Origin of the sequence: Streptococcus mitis (assembly GCF_003943905.1) — a bacterium.
In the GTDB taxonomy this organism is placed as follows: Bacteria; Bacillota; Bacilli; order Lactobacillales; family Streptococcaceae; genus Streptococcus; species Streptococcus mitis_BC.
Window position 1 is genome coordinate 154,332 of sequence record NZ_RJNS01000001.1, and the last position, 20,893, is coordinate 175,224.

General features: G+C 37.4%; 24 protein-coding genes. 10 read left to right on the forward strand and 14 right to left on the reverse strand.

The window, feature by feature from the left end:
• Window positions 1-141 precede the first annotated feature (141 nt).
• The 3 genes from D8854_RS00845 to D8854_RS00855 are packed head-to-tail and all read left to right on the forward strand — an operon-like array spanning window position 142 to window position 2,271.
• On the forward strand, window positions 142-783 hold the full coding sequence (locus D8854_RS00845; protein WP_000120844.1) for an amino acid ABC transporter permease: 642 nt from the start codon (window positions 142-144) through the stop codon (window positions 781-783).
• A 10-nt stretch (window positions 784-793) separates the two neighbouring features.
• Window positions 794-1,423: an amino acid ABC transporter ATP-binding protein gene (locus tag D8854_RS00850; RefSeq protein WP_000891749.1), complete on the forward strand. Its 630-nt coding sequence runs from the start codon at window positions 794-796 to the stop codon at window positions 1,421-1,423.
• An 11-nt stretch (window positions 1,424-1,434) separates the two neighbouring features.
• Window positions 1,435-2,271 carry an amino acid ABC transporter substrate-binding protein gene (locus D8854_RS00855; protein WP_038805646.1) on the forward strand — a complete coding sequence of 279 codons (837 nt, stop codon included), beginning with the start codon at window positions 1,435-1,437 and terminating at the stop codon, window positions 2,269-2,271.
• Between the two features lie 277 nt (window positions 2,272-2,548).
• Here D8854_RS00855 and lysS read toward each other — a convergent pair whose 3' ends face one another.
• The 5 genes from lysS to D8854_RS00880 form a co-directional block, all read right to left on the reverse strand.
• Window positions 2,549-4,039 carry a lysine--tRNA ligase gene (lysS, locus tag D8854_RS00860; protein ID WP_084972299.1) on the reverse strand — a complete coding sequence of 497 codons (1,491 nt, stop codon included), beginning with the start codon at window positions 4,037-4,039 and terminating at the stop codon, window positions 2,549-2,551.
• Between the two features lie 138 nt (window positions 4,040-4,177).
• Window positions 4,178-4,801: a histidine phosphatase family protein gene (locus D8854_RS00865; protein WP_125415180.1), complete on the reverse strand. Its 624-nt coding sequence runs from the start codon at window positions 4,799-4,801 to the stop codon at window positions 4,178-4,180.
• Window positions 4,801-5,283, reverse strand: a complete 483-nt coding sequence (locus D8854_RS00870) for an aminoacyl-tRNA deacylase (RefSeq protein ID WP_125415181.1) — start codon at window positions 5,281-5,283, stop codon at window positions 4,801-4,803. The genes D8854_RS00865 and D8854_RS00870 overlap by 1 nt, the downstream gene beginning before the upstream one ends.
• Window positions 5,283-6,125, reverse strand: a complete 843-nt coding sequence (locus D8854_RS00875; protein ID WP_125415182.1) for a DUF368 domain-containing protein — start codon at window positions 6,123-6,125, stop codon at window positions 5,283-5,285. The genes D8854_RS00870 and D8854_RS00875 overlap by 1 nt, the downstream gene beginning before the upstream one ends.
• Before the next feature lie 106 nt (window positions 6,126-6,231).
• Complete coding sequence (locus tag D8854_RS00880; RefSeq protein ID WP_125415183.1) at window positions 6,232-7,032, reverse strand: glycoside hydrolase family 25 protein; 801 nt, start codon at window positions 7,030-7,032, stop codon at window positions 6,232-6,234.
• A 158-nt stretch (window positions 7,033-7,190) separates the two neighbouring features.
• On the opposite strand from D8854_RS00880, the gene glmU reads away from it, so the two are divergent.
• The 7 genes from glmU to D8854_RS00915 all read left to right on the forward strand — a co-directional run bounded on the left by glmU (window position 7,191) and on the right by D8854_RS00915 (window position 13,170).
• Window positions 7,191-8,570: a bifunctional UDP-N-acetylglucosamine diphosphorylase/glucosamine-1-phosphate N-acetyltransferase GlmU gene (gene glmU / locus D8854_RS00885; protein ID WP_125448976.1), complete on the forward strand. Its 1,380-nt coding sequence runs from the start codon at window positions 7,191-7,193 to the stop codon at window positions 8,568-8,570.
• A gap of 9 nt (window positions 8,571-8,579) precedes the next feature.
• The gene (locus D8854_RS00890) at window positions 8,580-9,125 is read left to right on the forward strand and encodes an NUDIX hydrolase (protein WP_125415185.1); all 546 of its coding nucleotides are present in this window, start codon (window positions 8,580-8,582) and stop codon (window positions 9,123-9,125) included.
• Window positions 9,126-9,136: 11 nt separating this feature from the next.
• Window positions 9,137-9,448: a cell wall synthase accessory phosphoprotein MacP gene (gene macP / locus D8854_RS00895; protein ID WP_125415186.1), complete on the forward strand. Its 312-nt coding sequence runs from the start codon at window positions 9,137-9,139 to the stop codon at window positions 9,446-9,448.
• A gap of 15 nt (window positions 9,449-9,463) precedes the next feature.
• Entirely contained in the window at window positions 9,464-10,156 is a 693-nt protein-coding gene (locus D8854_RS00900) for a 5'-methylthioadenosine/adenosylhomocysteine nucleosidase (RefSeq protein WP_125448978.1), read from the forward strand.
• Between the two features lie 75 nt (window positions 10,157-10,231).
• A complete protein-coding gene (rocS, locus tag D8854_RS00905; protein ID WP_000021248.1) occupies window positions 10,232-10,726 on the forward strand; it encodes a chromosome segregation protein RocS in 495 nt (164 codons plus the stop codon).
• An 81-nt stretch (window positions 10,727-10,807) separates the two neighbouring features.
• On the forward strand, window positions 10,808-11,398 hold the full coding sequence (locus D8854_RS00910; protein ID WP_125415188.1) for a 3'-5' exonuclease: 591 nt from the start codon (window positions 10,808-10,810) through the stop codon (window positions 11,396-11,398).
• A gap of 8 nt (window positions 11,399-11,406) precedes the next feature.
• The gene (locus tag D8854_RS00915) at window positions 11,407-13,170 is read left to right on the forward strand and encodes a glycerophosphoryl diester phosphodiesterase membrane domain-containing protein (protein WP_125415189.1); all 1,764 of its coding nucleotides are present in this window, start codon (window positions 11,407-11,409) and stop codon (window positions 13,168-13,170) included.
• A 47-nt stretch (window positions 13,171-13,217) separates the two neighbouring features.
• On the opposite strand, the gene D8854_RS00920 is transcribed toward D8854_RS00915, so the two are convergent.
• The 9 genes from D8854_RS00920 to D8854_RS00960 all read right to left on the reverse strand — a co-directional run bounded on the left by D8854_RS00920 (window position 13,218) and on the right by D8854_RS00960 (window position 20,849).
• On the reverse strand, window positions 13,218-13,517 hold the full coding sequence (locus tag D8854_RS00920) for a YbaB/EbfC family nucleoid-associated protein (protein WP_061416779.1): 300 nt from the start codon (window positions 13,515-13,517) through the stop codon (window positions 13,218-13,220).
• 71 nt (window positions 13,518-13,588) lie between these two features.
• The gene (locus tag D8854_RS00925) at window positions 13,589-14,740 is read right to left on the reverse strand and encodes a site-specific integrase (RefSeq protein ID WP_125448980.1); all 1,152 of its coding nucleotides are present in this window, start codon (window positions 14,738-14,740) and stop codon (window positions 13,589-13,591) included.
• A 1-nt stretch (window position 14,741) separates the two neighbouring features.
• Entirely contained in the window at window positions 14,742-14,990 is a 249-nt protein-coding gene (locus D8854_RS00930) for a DUF3173 family protein (protein ID WP_084878153.1), read from the reverse strand.
• The gene (locus D8854_RS00935; protein WP_084878155.1) at window positions 14,991-16,163 is read right to left on the reverse strand and encodes a Rep family protein; all 1,173 of its coding nucleotides are present in this window, start codon (window positions 16,161-16,163) and stop codon (window positions 14,991-14,993) included. It abuts the gene before it with no gap.
• Window positions 16,164-16,307: 144 nt separating this feature from the next.
• The gene (locus D8854_RS00940) at window positions 16,308-16,925 is read right to left on the reverse strand and encodes a hypothetical protein (RefSeq protein ID WP_084878157.1); all 618 of its coding nucleotides are present in this window, start codon (window positions 16,923-16,925) and stop codon (window positions 16,308-16,310) included.
• The gene (locus D8854_RS00945) at window positions 16,922-18,016 is read right to left on the reverse strand and encodes an ATP-binding protein (protein WP_125448982.1); all 1,095 of its coding nucleotides are present in this window, start codon (window positions 18,014-18,016) and stop codon (window positions 16,922-16,924) included. The genes D8854_RS00940 and D8854_RS00945 overlap by 4 nt, the downstream gene beginning before the upstream one ends.
• Before the next feature lie 3 nt (window positions 18,017-18,019).
• Complete coding sequence (locus D8854_RS00950) at window positions 18,020-18,352, reverse strand: hypothetical protein (protein ID WP_125385902.1); 333 nt, start codon at window positions 18,350-18,352, stop codon at window positions 18,020-18,022.
• 235 nt (window positions 18,353-18,587) lie between these two features.
• Window positions 18,588-19,751 carry a hypothetical protein gene (locus tag D8854_RS00955; RefSeq protein ID WP_125448984.1) on the reverse strand — a complete coding sequence of 388 codons (1,164 nt, stop codon included), beginning with the start codon at window positions 19,749-19,751 and terminating at the stop codon, window positions 18,588-18,590.
• Window positions 19,752-19,805: 54 nt separating this feature from the next.
• Window positions 19,806-20,849 (reverse strand): DUF6287 domain-containing protein, encoded by a 1,044-nt coding sequence (locus tag D8854_RS00960; RefSeq protein WP_125448986.1) that lies wholly within the window; start codon window positions 20,847-20,849, stop codon window positions 19,806-19,808.
• Window positions 20,850-20,893: the final 44 nt, after the last annotated feature.

The following is a 20,893-nucleotide window of genomic DNA, read 5'->3' on the forward strand; positions in this document are numbered from 1 at the left end:
TATAAAGTAAAACTGTATCTAGTCATTTTGATGGATACGGTTTTTTTTATTTTCAAAAAGAAATAGAATTTTTTTACAATAACCCTTGCTAAATTGTTTATTTATGCTATAATAGGAACAATTATTTTTAGGAGGTGCAGTATGTCTTATTTGTTTGAGATATTACCGAGTTTATTGAGCGGTGCAAGCATGACTTTACAGGTTTTTGTACTGGTCTTGATTTTTTCTATTCCCTTGGGCGTTTTGATTGCTTTTGCCTTGCAAGTCCATTGGAAGCTCCTCCATTATCTGATCAACATTTATATCTGGATCATGCGGGGAACACCCTTGCTCTTGCAATTGATCTTTATCTATTATGTGCTCCCAAATATTGGGATTCGTTTGGATCGCCTTCCTGCGGCTATTATTGCCTTTGTTTTGAATTATGCAGCTTACTTTGCTGAAATCTTCCGTGGGGGGATTGATACCATTCCTAAGGGTCAATATGAGGCTGCTAAGGTCTTGAAGTTTAGCCCTTTTGCCACAGTGCGCTATATTATCTTACCACAGGTGACCAAAATTGTTCTACCTAGTGTATTTAATGAAGTCATGAGTTTGGTCAAGGATACTTCTTTGGTCTATGCCCTTGGGATTTCAGATTTGATTTTAGCAAGTCGGACAGCAGCCAACCGTGATGCTAGTCTGATTCCTATGTTCTTGGCAGGAGCAATTTACTTGATTTTGATTGGTATTGTGACTATCCTTGCCAAAAAAGTTGAGAAGAAGTACAGTTATTACAGATAGGAGGATTGCTATGTTAGAATTACGAAACATCAACAAGGCCTTTGGTGGCAAACAAATCTTAACCAATTTCAGCCTATCAATTCCTGAAAAGCAAATCCTGGCAATCGTAGGTCCATCAGGAGGCGGAAAAACAACCTTGTTGCGTATGTTAGCTGGACTGGAAACTATCGATTCTGGAGAAATCTACTATAACGGTGAATCTCTAGCTTTAGACGAACTAGAAAAGCGCAATCTTCTGGGATTTGTTTTCCAAGATTTTCAACTTTTCCCTCATTTATCAGTTCTGGACAATCTGACCCTATCGCCTGTGAAAACTATGGGAATGAAGCAGGAAGAGGCTGAGAAGAAGGCGCGTGGACTCTTGGAACAGTTAGGACTAGCAGGGCACGCAGATGCTTATCCCTTCTCACTATCAGGTGGGCAAAAGCAGCGGGTGGCTTTGGCGCGTGCTATGATGATTGACCCAGAAATCATTGGTTACGATGAACCAACTTCTGCCTTGGATCCAGAATTACGCTTGGAAGTGGAAAAACTGATTTTGCAAAATAGAGAACTTGGGATGACGCAAATTGTGGTTACCCACGATTTACAATTTGCTGAAAATATTGCAGATGTATTATTAAAAGTAGAGCCTAAATAGGAGGAAAAATGATGAAAAAATTGATGCTTGTATTAGTCAGTCTAATGACTGCTTTGTTCTTAGTAGCTTGTGGGAAAAATTCTAGTGAAACTAGTGGAGATAATTGGTCTAAGTACGAGTCTAACAAGTCTATTACTATTGGGTTTGATAGTACTTTTGTTCCAATGGGATTTGCTCAGAAAGATGGTTCCTATGCAGGATTTGATATTGATTTAGCTACAGCTGTTTTTGAAAAATACGGAATTACGGTAAATTGGCAACCGATTGATTGGGATTTGAAAGAAGCTGAATTGACAAAAGGAACGATTGATCTGATTTGGAATGGCTATTCCGCTACAGACGAACGTCGTGAAAAGGTAGCATTCAGTAACTCATATATGAAGAATGAGCAGGTATTGGTTACTAAGAAATCGTCAGGTATCACGACTGTAAAAGATATGACTGGAAAGACTTTGGGAGCTCAAGCTGGTTCATCTGGTTATGCGGACTTTGAAGGAAAGCCAGCGATTTTGAAGGATATTGTCGCTAATAATGAAGCGAATCAATACCAAACCTTTAATGAAGCCTTGATTGATTTGAAAAACGATCGAATTGACGGCCTATTGATTGATCGTGTCTATGCAAACTATTATTTAGAAGCAGAAGGCGTTTTAAACGATTATAATGTCTTTACAGTTGGACTAGAAACAGAAGCTTTTGCAGTTGGAGCACGTAAGGAAGATACAACTCTGGTTAATAAGATAAATGAAGGATTTTCTAGTCTTTATAAGGATGGTAAGTTCCAAGAAATCAGTCAAAAATGGTTTGGAGAAGATGTAGCAACCAAAGAAGTACAAGAAGGACAGTGAGATAAAATAGTGGATGAGACTGCGTTTTGATTAGCAAAACGTAGTCTTTTTATCAATTGGGAAAGCGCATGATAGCCATTTAATATAGCGTATTAAATCTGGAATAGTATACTGTGACTTCTAAAACATTGCTAGAAATTGATTTGACTTTTCCAATCAATTTGTTCAGATTTTATTTCATTTCACTATATTCTGGAAAGATTTTCTAAATTTTTTCCTCAAATTGAGTCTCTTTTCTTATCAAAAAAACCTCTGGCAAAAACCAGAGGATAAGGGGTTATTTCATTGTTGGGAAGAGCAATACATCACGGATAGTAGTTGTATCAGTGAGGAGCATGCAGAGACGGTCGATACCGATACCCAAACCACCTGTTGGTGGCATACCGTATTCAAGAGCCTCGATGTAGTCGTAGTCGATACCTGTTGCTTCATCGTCACCAAGTTCTTTAGCTTTTGCTTGGGCTTCGAAACGGCTAAGCTGGTCGATTGGGTCGTTGAGCTCAGTAAAGGCATTACCGTACTCTTTGGTCATGATGAAGAGCTCGAAACGGTCTGTAAAGCGTTCGTCTTCAGGATTTTTCTTAGCGAGTGGAGAGACAGCTACTGGATGACCGTAGACAAAGGTTGGTTGGATCAAGGTTTCTTCAACAAATTCTTCAAAGAATGCATTGATGATGTGACCAACTTCAGTGTAATGTTTTTCAACTGGAACTTTCTTCTCAGCAGCGATAGCTTTAGCTTCCTCGAAAGTCATGTCTTGCCAGAAGTCTACACCAGTAATTTCCTTGATAGCATCTACCATGTGAACACGTTTAAATGGTTCGTTGATCTTAATTTCAGTTCCTTGGTAGTTAACAGGACCATCACCCTTAACTGCCTTAGCAGCGTGTTGGATAATACCTTCCGTCAAGTCCATGATATCTTGGAAATCCGCATAAGCTTGGTAAACTTCGATAGAAGTGAACTCAGGGTTGTGAGTAGCATCCATTCCTTCGTTACGGAAGATACGGCCAATTTCATAGACACGTTCCATACCACCAACGATAAGACGTTTCAAGTGAAGCTCGGTCGCGATACGAAGCACCATGTCAATGTTCTGTGCATTGTGGTGAGTGATAAATGGACGAGCAGCAGCGCCCCCAGCTTCGTTGTGGAGGACAGGTGTTTCCACTTCAAGGAAACCTTTTTGATCAAGGTAACGACGGATTTCAGAGATGATTTTTGAACGAGTGACAAAGCGCTCAAAACTTTCACGGTTAGAGATCAAGTCAAGGTAACGTTTACGGTAAATTGTTTCAACGTCAGTTAAACCGTGGAATTTCTCAGGAAGCGGGCGAAGTGCTTTAGACAAGTGTGTGATGTGAGTTGCCTTGATAGAAAGTTCTCCCATATCTGTACGCATCACTTCACCTTCGACACCAAGGAAGTCACCGAGGTCAGCCTTTTTGAAGATTTCGTAGTTTTCTTCACCGACTTCGTCTTTACGAACGTAGATTTGGATTTGACCTTCTCGGTCTTGAAGATGGGCAAAACCGACTTTACCTTTACCACGTTTGGTTACTAAGCGACCTGCAATTGTAGCAGTTTCGTTTAATTCATGTAATTGTTCTTTATCAAGTTCTGCAAATTTGTCTTTTAGTTCTTGAGAGTTAGCAGTACGTTCAAAACGTTTTCCGAAGGGATCGATTCCTTGTTCACGGAGCGCAGCCATTTTTTCACGGCGAACGATCTGCTGGTCATTTAGTTCTTCCATATGTTCTATAGACATGGGTTCCTCCTAATTTTACTCAAAATTGAATACGATGAGTCATTTTTTACGATACTCCCATTTTATCATAAATAGCAGAGAAATTCACGGATATTCTTTGAAAACTAAAAAGAACTTAACCATTAAGATCAAGTTCCATTATTTTTCTTGATAGGAAGTATCATTCCATCTTTCCAGAGTGAAGGTTTCAAAATCCTCGGTTTCTAAAACTGTTAGACTAGCATTTGCTAAACCTCCATCTTTTCGAAGAAGGGGTTCTTTATAACCTAAAAGTGTTCGAAGGCTAGCAGTGAGATTTGCCCCATGACCGACGATTAGAATGTTTTCAGCCGGACTTCCTTTCAGAGATTTGATAAATTGAATAGTACGCTGGGTCGTAGAGTAGAGGGATTCCGCTTCAAACATCTTCGTATCAAACTGAGCCAGATTTGAACGAAAAGCCTTGATTTGTTGTGGATAGATGGCATTGAGCGTTGCGATTTTTAAACCTTCAAGTTTTCCAAGTTGCCATTCGCGCAGGTCAGGAATACTTTCTAAAGGACAGGGTGTCTGGAGTTGACTTTGGATAATTTCAGCAGATTTGACCGCTCGAGGTAAATCACTTGAATAAATCTTATCAAAAGGTATTTCCTTGAGATACTGGCCAAGTTGCTTTAGGATATCAATAGACTCTGGAAGAAGGGGAGAGTCCCCACTAGCACCTTGAAAACGTCCTTCAAGATTCCAGAGAGTGCGACCATGACGAACAAAATAGAGTTTCATTACTTACTGTCCTCCAAGATATCTGCAAAATCCGCTTTTACAAAGCTGGCCAAGTCTCGAGGGCGTACGATGATACTATGTCCGACTTCCCCAGCAGAGACGATCATTTGGTCCAAATCCAAAGCAGTCTGATCAATAAAAATTGGATAATTGTGTTTTTGGCGAATGCCGACAGGGTTATTTGCCCCATGAATGTAGCCTGTCGTTTTTTCTAAGTCTTTCTGCGGAATCATACTCACTTTTTTATTGCCAGAAACCTTTGCTAGTTTTTTCTCAGCGAGGTGTTCTGTTATGGGAACAATTCCAATAATCGGTCCTGTCTTGTCTCCCAAAAGAGCCAAGGTTTTAAAGATATGAGTTCGATCATATTCCGAAGGTAGTTCACCCTCAAGCGCGTTGATTTGAATGCCTGTGTGTTCAATACCCGCCTTGGTCAAGATTTGTTCGACCAAGGTTTTTTTAATCTTGACTTTCTTTGCCATTATTTATACTTATCCTCCAATTGACTCATCCAGATACCAAGCCAAATGCCAAGCGCAAAGAAGAAGGCAACGAGTACATAGCTCACAATAGAAAGTCCAGTGTATTGGATACTTTCAGCATTTCCAGCATTTGGAATCAAAATTAAGAGGGTGCTTGATAGAACAATCCCAATGATAAAGTGATAAACACGGGAGTGGTAGTTGTTCAAGGCGTGATCCATTAATTTTGAAAAGATAATGAGGGTTGCTCCTGCACCAATCCCGATGGGAAGGAAGGTACCAAACAAATCAAAGGTCTTAAAACCAGTCAGCATTGGAGCGTACAGTCCCAAAATCAAAAGTAGATTTGACGGACTTAAACCAGGCACCAAGACACCAAGAGCTAAAAGAACACCTGCTAAGATGAAGTTTGCAAAACTAGCACTGAGTGACCCTACGACAAAATTGAGCGCGTAAAGACCCAACCCAGAAATGATAAAGGTAGTCCAGAACCAGACTAGGTCAATCTTATCACGATTAGATTCTCGAGTAGATTCTTTAAGGAGGCTAGGAACTGTACCGATGATAGCTCCCGCAAAGCTCCACAAAACATAGACTTGATAGTTTTCTAGCAAATACTCGATTGGATAGGAAAACAAACCAATGCCTAGCAACATCCCGATAGCTACTGGAATAAAGTATAGGACATTCTCTTTAAAATCTTTAAAGGGGTGAGCCAGAAAGCCAATCATTCGCTCGTAAATTCCCAAAATAGCTGCTAAAACACCGCCAGAAATTCCAGGTAGGATAAATCCTAATGCGATGACGATTCCTTTAATAACTCGTGCAATCCATGAAAACATAATAAAATCCTCAATTTCGTAAAATTCTTTCTCTATGCTATCAATTATAACACAGACAGGGAGAAAATGAAAAAACAAGTGAAAAAGTTTGTTATTTTCACTTGTCTTATGGTCTTAAAAATAGTTTTCTGAAGGTTTCTTCCTTGTCTTTGTCAGTAGAAATCAGATTGATGTCCAAATGATGTTCAAATCCTGCAATTCTCCCCTTAGAAGTGTACTGGTGGAGATCGTAGTCCAGATCAGTATTTGGCTTAGTTTCAAAATAACCAGAGTCAGTTCCATAGGAAGGGATCCAAATAGCAGTGAACTTATCTGTATTGATACTATGCTCTTGCATGAAGTAAACCCCAACGTAGATGCCGATGTTTTTAGCGCCGAGAGCTGCCAGTTTGGCACGAAAGGCTTCAACACCTTCATTCATATCGGACATTGTTTTTTCTTCAACATCTAACCAGTAGTAGCTAGGATTGTAGGGAGAAGCAGCGTTGTAAAAGACTTCAGCAGCCTTTTCCATATCTTCTTTACTTTTTCCAGCAACGTAAGCATAAACACCCACAGGGACATTGCGTTTTTGAAATTCTGCTATATGATTTTTATAGGCTTTATCGACACCATTGATAAAGGCAGCATCATTTGTTTCAGTGTGCTGAGCCCCATTGTGCACGCGAACGATAACACCAGAAATGTTTTGAGATAAGGTGTCATAGTTGATCTCCTCAGGTCTTTGCCAACCAGAGACATCGATAATGGGCTTGTCAAGATTATGCAAGGCTTGTGTTTCAACTTGAAGAGCATTTGGTTTAGTTTTGATAGGATGGTCCTCAAAACTTGGTCTATTGAGGAGTAAAATCGCTATGAAAATTCCAAATAAACTAAAAATAATAGCAGGATGAATTTGTTTTCTCATATTTATTTAGTTTATCGTAAAAATTTAAAAAAATCAAAGGAAACAGTTTAGAAATGTAGACAAGTAGGGGAGATTTTCAGGAAAGCACCTGTTTGTTTGTTCTTTAAAAGTAAAATTATGGTATAATATAAGGGAATTTTTACAGAAAAGAGAATAGTATGTCAAATTATGCCATTATTTTAGCAGCGGGTAAGGGTACTCGCATGAAATCAGATCTTCCTAAGGTACTTCATAAAGTAGCAGGAATTTCGATGTTGGAACACGTTTTTCGTAGTGTTGGTGCTATTCAACCTGAAAAGACGGTTACCGTAGTGGGACACAAGGCTGAGTTAGTTGAGCGAGTCTTGGCTGGACAGACAGACTTTGTCACTCAATCGGAACAACTGGGCACAGGGCATGCTGTCATGATGGCAGAGCCCATTCTCCAAAATCGTTCTGGACATACCTTAGTCATCGCTGGGGATACTCCTCTGATTACAGGTGAAAGCTTGAAAAATCTCTTGGATTTCCATATCAATCACAAAAATGTAGCGACTATTTTAACGGCTGAAGCGGCAAATCCTTTCGGATACGGTCGAATTGTCCGCAACGATAATGCTGAAGTTCTTCGTATTGTTGAGCAGAAAGATGCCACTGATTTTGAAAAACAAATCAAGGAAATCAATACTGGAACTTACGTATTTGACAATGAACGCCTTTTTGAAGCCCTTAAAAACATCAACACTAACAATGCACAAGGAGAGTATTATATTACCGATGTGATTGGTATTTTCCGTAATGCGGGTGAGAAGGTTGGGGCCTATACTCTCAAGGATTTTGATGAAAGTCTTGGAGTAAATGACCGTGTAGCTCTTGCGACTGCGGAAGCAGTGATGCGTCGCCGTATTAATCAAAAACATATGGTCAATGGTGTCAGCTTTGTCAATCCAGATGCAACTTACATCGACATTGATGTCGAGATTGCTCCTGAAGTCCAAATCGAAGCCAACGTTACCTTGAAAGGTCAAACGAAGATTGGGGCGGAAACTGTTTTAACAAATGGAACTTATATCGTGGATAGCACCATTGGAGCTGGAGCTGTGATTACGAATTCTATGATTGAGGAAAGTAGTGTTGCGGACGGTGTGACGGTCGGTCCCTATGCCCACATTCGTCCAGGTTCAAGCTTAGCTTCCCAAGTTCACATTGGAAACTTTGTTGAAGTAAAAGGCTCTTCAATCGGTGAAAATACCAAGGCGGGTCATTTGACCTATATCGGAAACTGTGAAGTGGGTAGCCATGTTAACTTTGGTGCAAGTACGATTACAGTCAACTACGACGGGAAAAATAAGTACAAAACTGTCATTGGTAACAATGTCTTTGTTGGCTCAAACTCAACCATTATTGCTCCTGTAGAACTTGGGGATAATTCTCTGGTTGGAGCGGGTTCAACCATTACCAAGAATGTTCCTGCTGATGCTATTGCTATCGGCCGTGGACGTCAGGTCAACAAAGATGAATATGCGACTCGCCTCCCTCATCATCCAAAGAACCAGTAGGAGTCTGTCATGGAATTTGAAGAAAAAACGATTCACCGAAAGGAAATCTATCAAGGTCCTATTTTCAAACTAGTACAAGACCAGGTGGAACTACCAGAAGGAAAGGGTACTGCCCAACGTGACTTGATTTTTCACAATGGAGCTGTTTGTGTACTAGCTGTGACAGTGGAGGACAAAATCGTTCTCGTTAAGCAATACCGAAAGGCTATCGAGGCGGTTTCTTATGAGATTCCTGCTGGTAAACTAGAACTTGGTGAAAATGCTGATCCAATGGCAGCGGCTCTTAGAGAATTGGAAGAAGAGGTTGCCTACACAGCTAAGTTAGAACTGTTGTACGATTTCTATTCTGCGATTGGATTTTGTAATGAAAAACTAAAACTCTACCTTGCTAGTGATTTGGTCAAGGTGGAAAATCCTCGTCCACAAGATGATGATGAAACCTTGGAAGTTTTAGAAGTCAGTCTAGAGGAAGCCAAGAACCTGATCCAGTCAGGTCATATCTGTGATGCTAAGACTATCATGGCAATCCAGTACTGGGAACTACAAAAGAAATAGAGGAGAAACCCATGGGAAAACCTTTATTAACAGACGAAATGATTGAACGTGCCAACCGAGGTGAGAAAATCTCAGGAGCACCTCTTCAAGATGATGAGGAAACAAAGATCCTACCAACAGCTTCACAAAATTTTGGTTATTCACGTTCTAGAGATCATGGTTTTAGTCAAGATACACTTACAATCGAAGTAGAGCCAACGATTCATAAGAGCCGTCGTATTGAGAACACCAAGAGAAATGTTTTTAATTCGAAACTCAATCGCATCTTGTTTGCAGTCATCCTACTTTTGATTTTGCTAGTTTTGGCAATGAAACTCTTGTAATTGAAAGGAAATGAAATGAAAATTGGAATCATTGCTGCCATGCCAGAAGAGCTGATACATTTGACTCAGAATTTGGACAAACATCAAGAAGTCCAAGTCATGGGAAATACCTACTACACTGGCACTATTGGCAATACAGAAGTTGTCCTAGTTCAGAGTGGGATTGGAAAGGTCATGTCGGCTATGAGTGTAGCGGTGTTAGCTGATCATTTCCAAGTAGAAGCCATTATTAATACAGGATCAGCAGGTGCACTTGCAGAAGGGATTGCCGTTGGAGATGTAGTGATTGCGGATAAGTTGGCTTACCATGATGTGGATGTGACTGCTTTTGGCTATGCTTATGGTCAGATGGCTGGTCAACCTCTTTACTTTGAGTCAGATCAGAAGTTTATCGCTAGGATTAAAGAAAACTTATCTCAGTTAGAACAGACATGGCACCTAGGCTTGATTGCTACAGGGGACAGTTTTATAGCTGGAGAAGATAAGATTGCTACTATCCAGTCCCACTTTCCAGATGTTTTAGCAGTTGAAATGGAAGGAGCAGCCATTGCTCAGGCGGCTCAGGCTCTTGACCTACCTTTTCTAGTCATTCGCGCTATGAGTGACAATGCCAATCACGAAGCCTCTATCTCTTTTGATGAGTTTATTATCGAAGCTGGACATCGTTCTGCCCAAGTCTTACTAGCCTTTTTAAAGGCCTTGGATTAAGCGGAAATTTGACAGTTTATCTAGCTTATGATAAGATTTAAATAAAGAAAAGCTAGAAAAGTTTCAGAGGATATTATGAGTATTGAAATGACCGTCAGCGAGATTGCAGAGGTCTTAGGACTATCTCGTCAGGCAATCAACAATCGTGTCAAAGAACTTCCAGAAGAGGACACGAAAAAAAATGACAAAGGTGTAACAGTAGTTACTCGAAGTGGCTTGATCAAGCTAGAAGAAATTTATAAAAAAACGATTTTTGAAGATGAACCAGTCAGTGATGATGTCAAACAACGCGAACTGATGGAAATCTTGGTCGATGAGAAAAACGCTGAAATTCTTCGTTTGTACGAGCAACTCAAGGCCAAGGACCAGCAACTGGCAGAAAAAGATGAGCAGATGCGCATCAAAGACCGCCAGATTGCAGAAAAGGACAAACAATTGGACCAACAGCAACAGTTAACTCTTCAAGCCATGAAGGATCAAGAAACCTTGAAACTCGAGTTGGACCAAGCAAAAGAAGAAGTCCAAGCAACCAAAAAAGGCTTTTTTGCTCGCCTATTTGGAGGAAAATAAAGAAGCTGTTTGGGTTATTCACTAACCTAATAGCTTCTTTTCTTATTTATAGTTTAAATTGAGTCGGAATTGAGGTAAAAGATGGAAAAATTAAGAGACTATATCGCCTTTGACTTAGAATTTAATCAACACGAAGGGGTTACCCATTTAATTCAGGTATCAGCAGTTCGTTTTCAAGATGGTCAAGAGATAGGTGCCTTTGATTCTTATGTCCATACCAGCGTGCCTTTAAAGAGTTTTATTAATGGTTTGACAGGAATTACAGCTGAAACCTTGAAAGATGCGCCAAAAGTAGAACAAGTTTTACAGGACTTTCAGGCATTTGTTGGCAATTCACCTATCGTTGGCTACAATGCAGCCAAGAGTGATTTACCTATTCTCTTGGAGCATGGCTTGGACTATCGTGACCAGTACAAGGTCGACCTATATGATGAGGCTTTTGAACGTCGTAGTTCTGACCTACACGGCATAGCTAATCTCAAACTGCAAACTGTTGCGAACTTTTTAGGGTTTAAAGGTCAATCGCATAATAGTTTAGAAGATGCCCGCATGACGGCGCGTGTTTATGAAGCCTTTTTGGAGTCGGATGAAGGAAAACTATTGTTAGAAGAACAGAGTAATCTATCTATGAATCCCTTTGGCGGGTTAGATTTATCTCAATTTCTAGACTAGGAGTGCCTATGAAACCTGAAAAACCTAAAAAACTAGGTTTTAGGAAAATTTACCTCAACCTAGATAAAGTTCTCTTCCTCTTTTTCTTAATTTTCATGATGGTGGAGTATTTGTGGTTACCTCTCAATTCGTTTCTTGCTGGTCTTTTACTCAGCCAGACGGGCTATTTGTTTATTTCTTACAATAATATTTTTGCCATTATCACGAGTTCGCCATTAATCAGTCTGGCCTTTCTCGTCTTGATTGTAATCAATCTTTTGGTGGCCTATTTCCAGATTTGCCTCCTCTTTATTGGGGCGCGTCACCTTCTCTACCACGAAAAGAGAACCTTGATTGAGTACAGTCGCAAAGTATTTCACCAGAGTTTTCTATTTGTGAAACGCTTGAGCTTCTGTAAGATGGCCTTTGTTTTTTTCTATGTGGCCATGCTCTTTCCTTTTATAAGGAAAATTCTAAAAATTTATTACTTGAATAAAATCGTCATTCCAGACTTTATTGTGACTTATCTGGAAGACAAGTACTGGCTAGTGGGCTTGATGATTTTTGCCTCTGCTTGGATTTTGCTCTATGTGTCTGTCCGACTCATGTTTGCCCTTCCGAAGATTCTCTTTGAAAAGAGGACTGTGAGAGAAGGAGTAAAATATAGCCTACAAAAGACAAAAAAACAAGTTCTCTTTTATGCTTGGAACTTGCTACTCATTATTATTAAAACCTATCTCTTTTTCTTCCTTCTCTTGACTCCCTTGCTAATAGGACAGATTGTAATTGACAATTTAACACAGAAAGAATCACTGATTCTTGGAGTTATCAACTTTGTCTTGATAAAAAACATCCACTATATGGCGTTGACCTATTTCCTTGTTAAGTTTGTCTCCTTTTTGACAGGTGAGGAACTGGAGATTATGCCAAGAAGAAAAAAAGACCATTTGATGAGATGGGGAGTTATGGGCTGCGCTAGTATCTTTTTTGCGCTGGAAGGTTATATCTATCTGGAAGCTCCTGTGACAAATACCCCTTTAGTCATTTCACATAGGGGTGTTTCAAATAAAAATGGTGTACAAAACACTGTACAGTCTTTGGAAAAAACAGCGCAACTGAAACCAGATTTGATTGAAATGGATGTACAGGAGACCAAAGATGGTCAGTTTGTGATGATGCATGACGCCAATCTTAAGAACTTAGCAGGTATCAATGCCAGACCTCAAGACTTGACTTTGGAGGAGTTGACAGGGTTAGATATTTCTGAAAATGGCTATCGAACCAAAATATCTAGTTTTGATGACTATCTCAATCGCGCGAATGAACTTCATCAAAGATTGTTGATTGAAATCAAAACCAGTAAAAAAGACAGTCCACAAATGATGGAACGTTTTCTAGAGAAGTATGGAACGATTATCAAGCAGTATGGTCATCAGATGCAATCACTAGACTATCATGTGATTGACCAAGTTTTGAAATATGATTCGACTATTCCAGCTTATTTCATCTTGCCTTATAATAGTATTTTCCCAAAAACCAAGGCAACGGGCTATACTATGGAGTATTCAACATTGGATGAATATTTTGTTACTAAACTTTGGTATACAGAACAAAAGCTTTACGTATGGACCATCAATAGCTCTGACGCACTTGATAAATCGTTGCAGTTGTCAGTGGATGGGATGATTACAGATGACATGGAAATGCTACAAGAGACTTTAGCAGCAGCTCAGGAAGATCCAGAATACACCGATCTCCTTTTGAAAAAAGCTACGGAGTTCTTTAATTTCTAACAGAGAAAAAAAGGAGAAGTGAACCTTCCTCCTTTTTCTGTAGGTGATTAGAATGGTAATTTTCCAGCGAAAGCACCTAGTTTTTTCTTAGTCGTTTCGTCGATTTGTTCTAGAGCAGCGTTGATGGCTTGAACAGTCATATCAGACAAGGTTTCTAGGTCTTCTGGATCTACAACCGCTGGGTTAAAGTCAATGCTGACCACCTTTTTGTCTCCAGTTAAAGTTGCTTGAACAAGGTCTTGAGCAGATTTTCCAACAAATTGCATAGCAGCGAGTTCTGCTTGACTTTGTTCCATTTGTTTTTGAAGTTTTTGTGCTTGGCGCATCATGTTTTGCATGTTCATCATAAGATTTTTACGATTCCTTTCGTATCAAGGCTTTGAGCCTTGTTTAATAAATTTTTTTGCCATTTTTTTCCCTAGAAGTTGTCAAAAGCATTGGCGACTTCTTTTTGTTGAGTTGGGAATAAATGCGAGTAGATGTTGATAGTTGTATTAATGCTACTATGTCCGAGTCGTTTCATAAGTGTAAAAAATATATAATCTTTTCCCTCACCGTTTCTGAGTCCTTTTGAAACTAGAAACGCTGCATGTGAATGTCGGAAATCGTGATTACGAATCATTTTTAATGATGCAGGCATTCTTTTTTTCAATTTAATCTTTTGATTAGAAACCATTGGAGCAGTAAGTTGAAAAGGACTGTCTTGAAAGATTTGTAAATCTTCTGTATTGTCCGTAAACTCAGCTAATAGGTGAGCTTGTTTTTCTTTCCATTCCGTTAGTTCTTGAACGAATGCCTTATGAATGTAAATTCGACGATTAGATTGGGTAGTTTTTACTGTTCCGATATGGACCTTGTTATTACGAAAGTAAGCAGAATACTTAATATCGATATAACCCTCTGATAAATTAATCTGTTTCCAAGTTAAGGCCAATGCTTCGCCGACTCGAACACCTGTAAACATTAGCACTCGATAAAATAGCTGAAACATGTATTCATCTTTTGTGAACAGAGAATCAAATTGCTTGAATTCTTCAGGAGTGAAATAAGACATCTCCTTGTGTTTATCAGGAAGTTTTCTTAGTCCATTGCATGGATTATCTTGTCTAAGACGATTAGCAACAGCAACATCAAACATTTTATGCAGAAAAATCATTTGCTGATTAACAGTCGTACTTGATAGTGTTCCACCTTTAACACTTGGTTGTTTTACCAACCAATCTCTAAATTTTTTTACTTCATGGATAGTAATGGCAGACATATCTGCATGCTCAAAAAACTTAGAGACATATTGGTTATAGTAGGATATCTGTGTATCAATGGTACCACGTTTATTCCCACGGAGTTCATCTTCTTGTTGAACTAAAGAGTAAAGGTGAGAGACAGATATTTTATCTTTAATCTGAACTTGACGAAGTTTGTTTAAGCGATAATCTGCCTCATATTGAACAGCTTCTTTACGAGTGGTAAATCCTGACTTTCTATGTCGTTTGATTTCACCAGTCAATGGGTCTATTCCATCGGTAATATCTACTTTCCATTTTCCCTTGTATCCTTTGAGAACTGACATATCATTTTCCTCTTTCTATGTCAGTAGCTAAGAGTACAGTATCTATTATATCATGTTTTGAGATGATTTTGAATCCAAGAATTTCTTCGGCAATAGTCTTTGGTATTCTTCCAATCCTTTTGTTTTTATAAAGTTTGAAACCTCTTTCGACAAGTAATTTTTTACCCTCTCGTATAACACGTCTAGCCGTGCCTTCTGGATATCCTTGATTTGCGATATCTATGTAAGTAACTGTTTGAATTTCTTGCATTTATTCATTCCTTTCCTTTTTCTTATTTAATTCTAAAAATAACTGGTACGACTTGTCTTGAATAGTTTCTTCTATATCAGTTTGATTTTTAAATGGGTTTGGTAATTTATTGCCATGGTCTATATAAAACATCTGGTCTATTGGTTCGTACTTGTAAAATTGCAGATATTCTTTTTTGACTTCGACTACCAAGGATAATCTTCGCATTAGCTGGCCCCAAGAATCGATATGACTTGTTTTTCTTTTCTTAGTTAATTCTAAAAAGAAATCGTAGGGGGAGTAGGGGCTAGTGATGATATAAATATTGGCTAGTAACGGTTTATCAAAATAACGACTACTTGCCATCGCTTTAACATTGTAAGGGTCAAACATTTTGAGTAAGTCTGAGTAGTCAAATTGATGGGGGCGTAATTCGTCTAAGATAATCACGTGTTCTAAATTGTATTGTTGAAAAGGGTCACGGATTGAGCCCGTAATAAAATAGTTAAGGTCATACTGTTCTGCGTATTGACGTGCTAGACGAGTCTTCCCTGTTCCCGCTTTTCCAAAAAGCCAAATAATTGTAACAATTTCATTCTTGTCAATCATTTCTTGTCGCCATAGTTCGGCTTGTGTTTCTAGTCGTTTTAAATAGACGGTTTCTATTTTTTGCCTTGCTTTGGCATATTGTGAACCAGTAAGTCGTTGTTCAATTTCTGATTTTGTAATATCACCAGTATAAAGTAGATCCAGTAGATTATCTATAATCATAGTGTCATTTATTTCATATCGTTTGGTTACATTTTTTTCGATAGTGTCTAATAGGAGTAAATAGTCAAAATTAGCAATAACTTCCTTTGGAGAATATTGGTATTTATCTTGATTGGACTCCGTATGATGAACGAGATATGAATAAGCATTGTTAACAGAGCCTCTCCATTGCTCAAAGCACTGTATTGGTTGTTTAGTCAACTTAGCAAGATTATTTAAACTTCTAGCACTTTCAAACTGTAGAACAAGGTGTATATGTGGTGCGACAAGGTTTCCATCTTGCCCAATATCCTTATCATGTAAAATTCCTGCAAAACGAATCGGTTTTAGAATGTTCGTCATATACTCGATGATATCTTGTAAATTTGAAGATTGGAAATACTCAATCTGTTGAACAAACATAATATTTCTGGCTTTTACCATTTTTGACTCCTCTCTTTTTTGGAACAATGGAACAAAACTATACTGCTTCAATAACAAGCCCTGAAGCAGTATAATAAAGCTCTCAAATGAATTGAAACAAAACCAGCTTGGAGCTCTTGCCTTACGGCAAGCTCCGCTGGTATTTTAATCAATTATGCTTTCTCTCTCCTTCTTTCTCTCTCCTTGTATTATATGATTAAGTGAAGTACTATCTTTGGGAGAGAATGTATATATTTCACGATAGTCTCTTGTAAGATAGTCGTACAAAAAAAGTAATTTTTTTTGTAAAATTGTATCAATATCTGAGTTTTCCGCCCATGGTATAATAACTAGGATATATTCATGAGTTATAGTACATCTGATAGATTGAATAATAGTTTTGTACTCTTTTACAATCTCACTATCGCTTTCGCTGGCTTTCATTTGTTTTCGTACTCTCCTTAATAGATCTACTGTTTGGAAAAAGTTCAAAAACTTATCTTCTTTTATCCATACGATGCAAAGAAGGATATGCGCTAAAAGATAGATGATAAGAACGATAATCATTGCTTTAAGTAGTATAGATTGTGCTATTTGAAAATTATCTAAAATTTGGCTCCAAACGTCCCAAGGGATAATGGTGCTAACTTGGTTAACAAACCATATACCGGCTAGAGATAAACTCCACAGAAAGCTCAAGAGTAACTCTAAAGGCAGTATGTAGTAGAGTTTATCGGTAATGACAGTGCTATTTCTTATAATTCTATTGTTAATGTTTTTCATATATTTTCTCCTTTAAATGTTGGTACTAGCAATGGCATAACATTAGGTGCTGTTACACCATCAATAACTTGAATAATACCAGTTCCTTTTCCGTTAGGAATGACAATTCCAGTCTCTGAATCCAAGTCTGGGAATAAAAATGTTGTCGTTTTTCTGTTGATTAACCCCAGTTGTATCAAGAAATTACACTGCTCTCTAACGGCAATCGGTAAAGCGTTTGTGTCCATCCGCTGACTAACTAGGATTAGATGGACAGACGTTGCTCGTCCAAGTAGTGCAATATTGGATAATAGTGCAAAAAAGGTCTCTTTAACATTTTTGGAAACCAAAGATGTTAAAGCAAGCAATTCATCAATCACAAGACAACGATGTTGAAATTTTTTAGCAGGATTTTCAAGAAGCTCTGCTTGTCTTTGATAGATAGTATCTAGTTCTACTTTTAGCAGGGTGTTCACCTTAGACAAAAACTCATCCGCTGAGAAGTCTCTCTCTTGATAAAGAACTTGTATGTTCTGTTTTAAGCAGTAACGAGAGATAGAATCGCATTTAGGGTCTACAACTGTTACATGAGCAAATTGATTAATAACAGAGATAAGATAGGTCAAAGCGTAGCTCTTTCCAGAACCAGAAGAACCAGCAATCAAACAATGAACGATGCGATTAAAATCAATTCGATAGTTTTTCATGAGTTCAAAACTCTCGTTTTGAACAGAGACATCAGATAGCTTTTGATACGTCAATCTTTCAGGTATTCCCTTAAAGAATGGAAATCGAAAAGCACGACTAGTGTTAATGCTTACACTATCACGTTTGACGATATAGGCAGAAGGCTGTTTTAGAAATGTCAACAAAGGATAAGCACTTGTGGACAAAATTTGAAAAATCTGTTGGTATAGAGTATTATCCAAAATATATGCACAAGGAAAACGAGGAACAAAGTCTAGATAATTATCACCATAGATGAATTGGAAGGAATTAGTAGTTGAAGAAATAGAGCTGTTTCCCAACCCTATTTCTACACACTGAACTAGATATTCAGTATCAACTACGAATTCCCGTTTATTTTCTGATTGAATAAACGGAAATGCCATTGGTTACTTACCTCCTTCTTTGATAATTTTTACAGATTCAGCTTTAAAATAAACATTGTTTTTCACTTTACAAGCAACAGGATTGATTAACTCCACCTCTGCGAATTGTTCAATTTCTTGAGAAGTGGGGAATTTGACAAGAAAAGGATTCTGACCAGGGATAATGAAATATCGACTAAATCCATCTACTTCGTCAGTCCGCTTATTATCTTTATAGACCCACTTAATTTCTTCTTCGACGGATAATGAACTAAAAATAGGGTTTTCTCCAAATATTTCATTAAAAAGAGCCACGTTATATCCATAAACTGGATTCTTGTATTTAAATGCACTCATGTGCTATTCCTCCATAATCAGCATACCTAGAATTTGCTGATTTCTAATTAAAAATTTTTGTGTAATGAACTAGGCGCCTTTTTTATTCCTTACATTATCTATTGTATTCTGATTTCCCAATGACTTTGTATACACTAGAATAAAATTTAGAGATAAAATTGTATACATTGTAAGAAAGAATATGTGATATGCAATAAAAAAAGACTTCACGATTTTAGTCGTAAAGCCATAATTTTTATTCGTAATCTTGATTGTCTATGAAATCATTGACGTAGAGAGTTAGATGATTTTCTTTTGTTTTTTCATAAAATTTGATAAGTTGAGTTAAATCAGAATAAAGTTTAAATTTATCATAGTTCTCACTAGTATCCTTATATTTACTATGTATCTTTTCTAAAAATAAATTCTGGTATTGAAGTAGTTGTAGAAATTGAATATGAAATAAACTATTAGTTTTATCGATTTGTTCTTTTTTTAGCTCATTTACTAAAAGATAGTATATATCATCTTCCAATATAATGTTTAAAAGAACATCAGAATCTAAATAGTATATTATTTTGCTAGGAGCTTTATTTTTACCTCTGGTATTCAAGCTATTGTTAAATCTTTCTATAAATTTATCAAAAATTAAATCAATTATTTTATATATAGTATATTCGAATGCTTCAAATATATAGATAATATTTTCAGGTTTACGTAGTAGAACAGAAGTAATATTTCCTAAATCGGTAGTGTACCAAGTTTGAAGTTGGGAATTGACTTTTTCCAAGTCTCCAGCATAATTATTTTGTAATTTACGGTTAAAAGAATCACTGTGTTGTTCATCTTTTGATTTAAAAGGAGTATATTTATCAGGATAGTTATCTGAATAATAAAAAACGGAATTCATGAAGTGCTTTTGAAAAGTGGGATAGCTTAGTAGAAATTTTAATACGATATTACCTAAACGTTCAGTTTTTTTATTAGGTTTGAAACCGAGAGATTGAGATTTATGATATAAAACTCGCCATGTCTCAGATGAAACAGAGTCAATTTGAACATCTATATTATTTAACAGACATCCTAAAAGTAAAATTTTTACGATTTCTTGTTTCTGTTCTTTATTTCCTAAAAGTAATTCATCTTGATTACAATCAAGGGTAGCAGTTAATGCTTTAATTTGATTATCTGATAAAAAACTCCTAAAATTATCATGCACTCCTTTTTCTATTTTGCCAATATTCCTTTCTGTGATGCCTGTTATAGGATTATTTTGTGTATTTCCTGTTTCTTTTACCTTTTTATCATAAGTACATTGAGAGATATGTCTAGAATAAGTTGACAAATTCATTTTTTTTGTTTGTCTGTCTAGTCTAACACGTTCTCCGATATTTTTATATAAATATTCTGTAAAATCCATGGTTTCCTCCTTATCAAAAAGAACCGCATAAAAGCGGTTCAGTAGTTCATTTAATTATTGAACCTTATAGAAAAATCCTGAGCTATTTCCTTCTATAAGTTGTTGTCCTGTCCATAGTCGTTCTTGGCTAATATCGGACGGGTCCTTATACCCGTTTTCGGGTGAAGAAGTGATAGCCATTGTCAAAGGGATTCCTGCAGGTAAAAAGGCAAGGGCAGAACCACCAGCTCCTCCATTTTTAGGAAGTAAACTTGCTTTAAGATAGTGGTCAATTTCTTTAACATGTTCAATTGAAACTTGCGAATTATCACTAACCAGTCCATGTTCATCAAATACAAGTTCTACACCAGCACTATTGCGCCATGTACCAGAGATACTTGAAAAATCACCGTTTTGGATAGAAGAAATATTCATTCCTTTAATTTCTTGTGAAGGTGTTGATTCTCCTGATATTAGCTTTGTTACAGATTTCCATGAAAAGGTATCTTGGTTCAGTAGTGGTGGTCTAGTTCCTAATCCAGCTTCTGTATCTGATTCAGTGAGTAATTCTAAGTCAGGTGTATTCGTATTTAGTTTATAGAGCTTGTGAGATTGTTTACCGCCAGATGCACTTGAAAGTTGAAAATATCCATCTTCAAGAGGGACCAAAATCACTTTTTCTCCGATAAAATCTAAATGATTTTCTGCATTAGTGAGTTGAATAACTTTATCATTCTGAATCGTTCTGATGTCTAAAATATCATGTTTACCTGACTTAATTTTCAGAGCAATGATTAGTTCGTCCGTCCCATTTTTATCAAAATCATATAGGCAGTATTCAATATCTGAATATACTTGTGGAGAATCATCTTTTAAGTTAGCTTTGGGATTAATATCCTTGGATGGGTTATTTTGTGGTTGAGAATATTTTTCTATTACCTCGTTATATAAACTATAATCCGTTTTCTTCACCTCAGGAGAGGAGCTGGATGCTTCCGTACTAGTGGAACTCGTTTGTTCTGTACTGGCTGAAGTAGTATCTTCTTGCTTTTGGTGGCAGGCTACAAGAGTCAAACTAGTTAAAGCAAGAATAGTAAATAAAGTTGTTTTTTTAATCATAGCTAATTTTATAATGTTAGAACTGTTTAAGTTTGTAGGTTAGT

Coding starts and splice junctions, on each gene's coding strand:
- D8854_RS00865 (WP_125415180.1), bottom strand. CDS start 4,801: ATGAAACTCTATTTTGTTCGTCATGGTCGCACTCTCTGGAATCTTGAA.
- D8854_RS00950 (WP_125385902.1), bottom strand. CDS start 18,352: ATGAGTGCATTTAAATACAAGAATCCAGTTTATGGATATAACGTGGCT.
- D8854_RS00870 (WP_125415181.1), bottom strand. CDS start 5,283: ATGGCAAAGAAAGTCAAGATTAAAAAAACCTTGGTCGAACAAATCTTG.
- D8854_RS00910 (WP_125415188.1), top strand. CDS start 10,808: ATGGAAAAATTAAGAGACTATATCGCCTTTGACTTAGAATTTAATCAA.
- D8854_RS00900 (WP_125448978.1), top strand. CDS start 9,464: ATGAAAATTGGAATCATTGCTGCCATGCCAGAAGAGCTGATACATTTG.
- D8854_RS00960 (WP_125448986.1), bottom strand. CDS start 20,849: ATGATTAAAAAAACAACTTTATTTACTATTCTTGCTTTAACTAGTTTG.
- D8854_RS00880 (WP_125415183.1), bottom strand. CDS start 7,032: ATGAGAAAACAAATTCATCCTGCTATTATTTTTAGTTTATTTGGAATT.
- D8854_RS00890 (WP_125415185.1), top strand. CDS start 8,580: ATGGAATTTGAAGAAAAAACGATTCACCGAAAGGAAATCTATCAAGGT.
- glmU (WP_125448976.1), top strand. CDS start 7,191: ATGTCAAATTATGCCATTATTTTAGCAGCGGGTAAGGGTACTCGCATG.
- D8854_RS00855 (WP_038805646.1), top strand. CDS start 1,435: ATGAAAAAATTGATGCTTGTATTAGTCAGTCTAATGACTGCTTTGTTC.
- D8854_RS00925 (WP_125448980.1), bottom strand. CDS start 14,740: ATGTCAGTTCTCAAAGGATACAAGGGAAAATGGAAAGTAGATATTACC.
- D8854_RS00945 (WP_125448982.1), bottom strand. CDS start 18,016: ATGGCATTTCCGTTTATTCAATCAGAAAATAAACGGGAATTCGTAGTT.
- D8854_RS00845 (WP_000120844.1), top strand. CDS start 142: ATGTCTTATTTGTTTGAGATATTACCGAGTTTATTGAGCGGTGCAAGC.
- D8854_RS00850 (WP_000891749.1), top strand. CDS start 794: ATGTTAGAATTACGAAACATCAACAAGGCCTTTGGTGGCAAACAAATC.
- D8854_RS00915 (WP_125415189.1), top strand. CDS start 11,407: ATGAAACCTGAAAAACCTAAAAAACTAGGTTTTAGGAAAATTTACCTC.
- D8854_RS00930 (WP_084878153.1), bottom strand. CDS start 14,990: ATGCAAGAAATTCAAACAGTTACTTACATAGATATCGCAAATCAAGGA.
- D8854_RS00940 (WP_084878157.1), bottom strand. CDS start 16,925: ATGAAAAACATTAACAATAGAATTATAAGAAATAGCACTGTCATTACC.
- D8854_RS00875 (WP_125415182.1), bottom strand. CDS start 6,125: ATGTTTTCATGGATTGCACGAGTTATTAAAGGAATCGTCATCGCATTA.
- D8854_RS00935 (WP_084878155.1), bottom strand. CDS start 16,163: ATGGTAAAAGCCAGAAATATTATGTTTGTTCAACAGATTGAGTATTTC.
- D8854_RS00955 (WP_125448984.1), bottom strand. CDS start 19,751: ATGGATTTTACAGAATATTTATATAAAAATATCGGAGAACGTGTTAGA.
- D8854_RS00920 (WP_061416779.1), bottom strand. CDS start 13,517: ATGATGAACATGCAAAACATGATGCGCCAAGCACAAAAACTTCAAAAA.
- lysS (WP_084972299.1), bottom strand. CDS start 4,039: ATGTCTATAGAACATATGGAAGAACTAAATGACCAGCAGATCGTTCGC.
- macP (WP_125415186.1), top strand. CDS start 9,137: ATGGGAAAACCTTTATTAACAGACGAAATGATTGAACGTGCCAACCGA.
- rocS (WP_000021248.1), top strand. CDS start 10,232: ATGAGTATTGAAATGACCGTCAGCGAGATTGCAGAGGTCTTAGGACTA.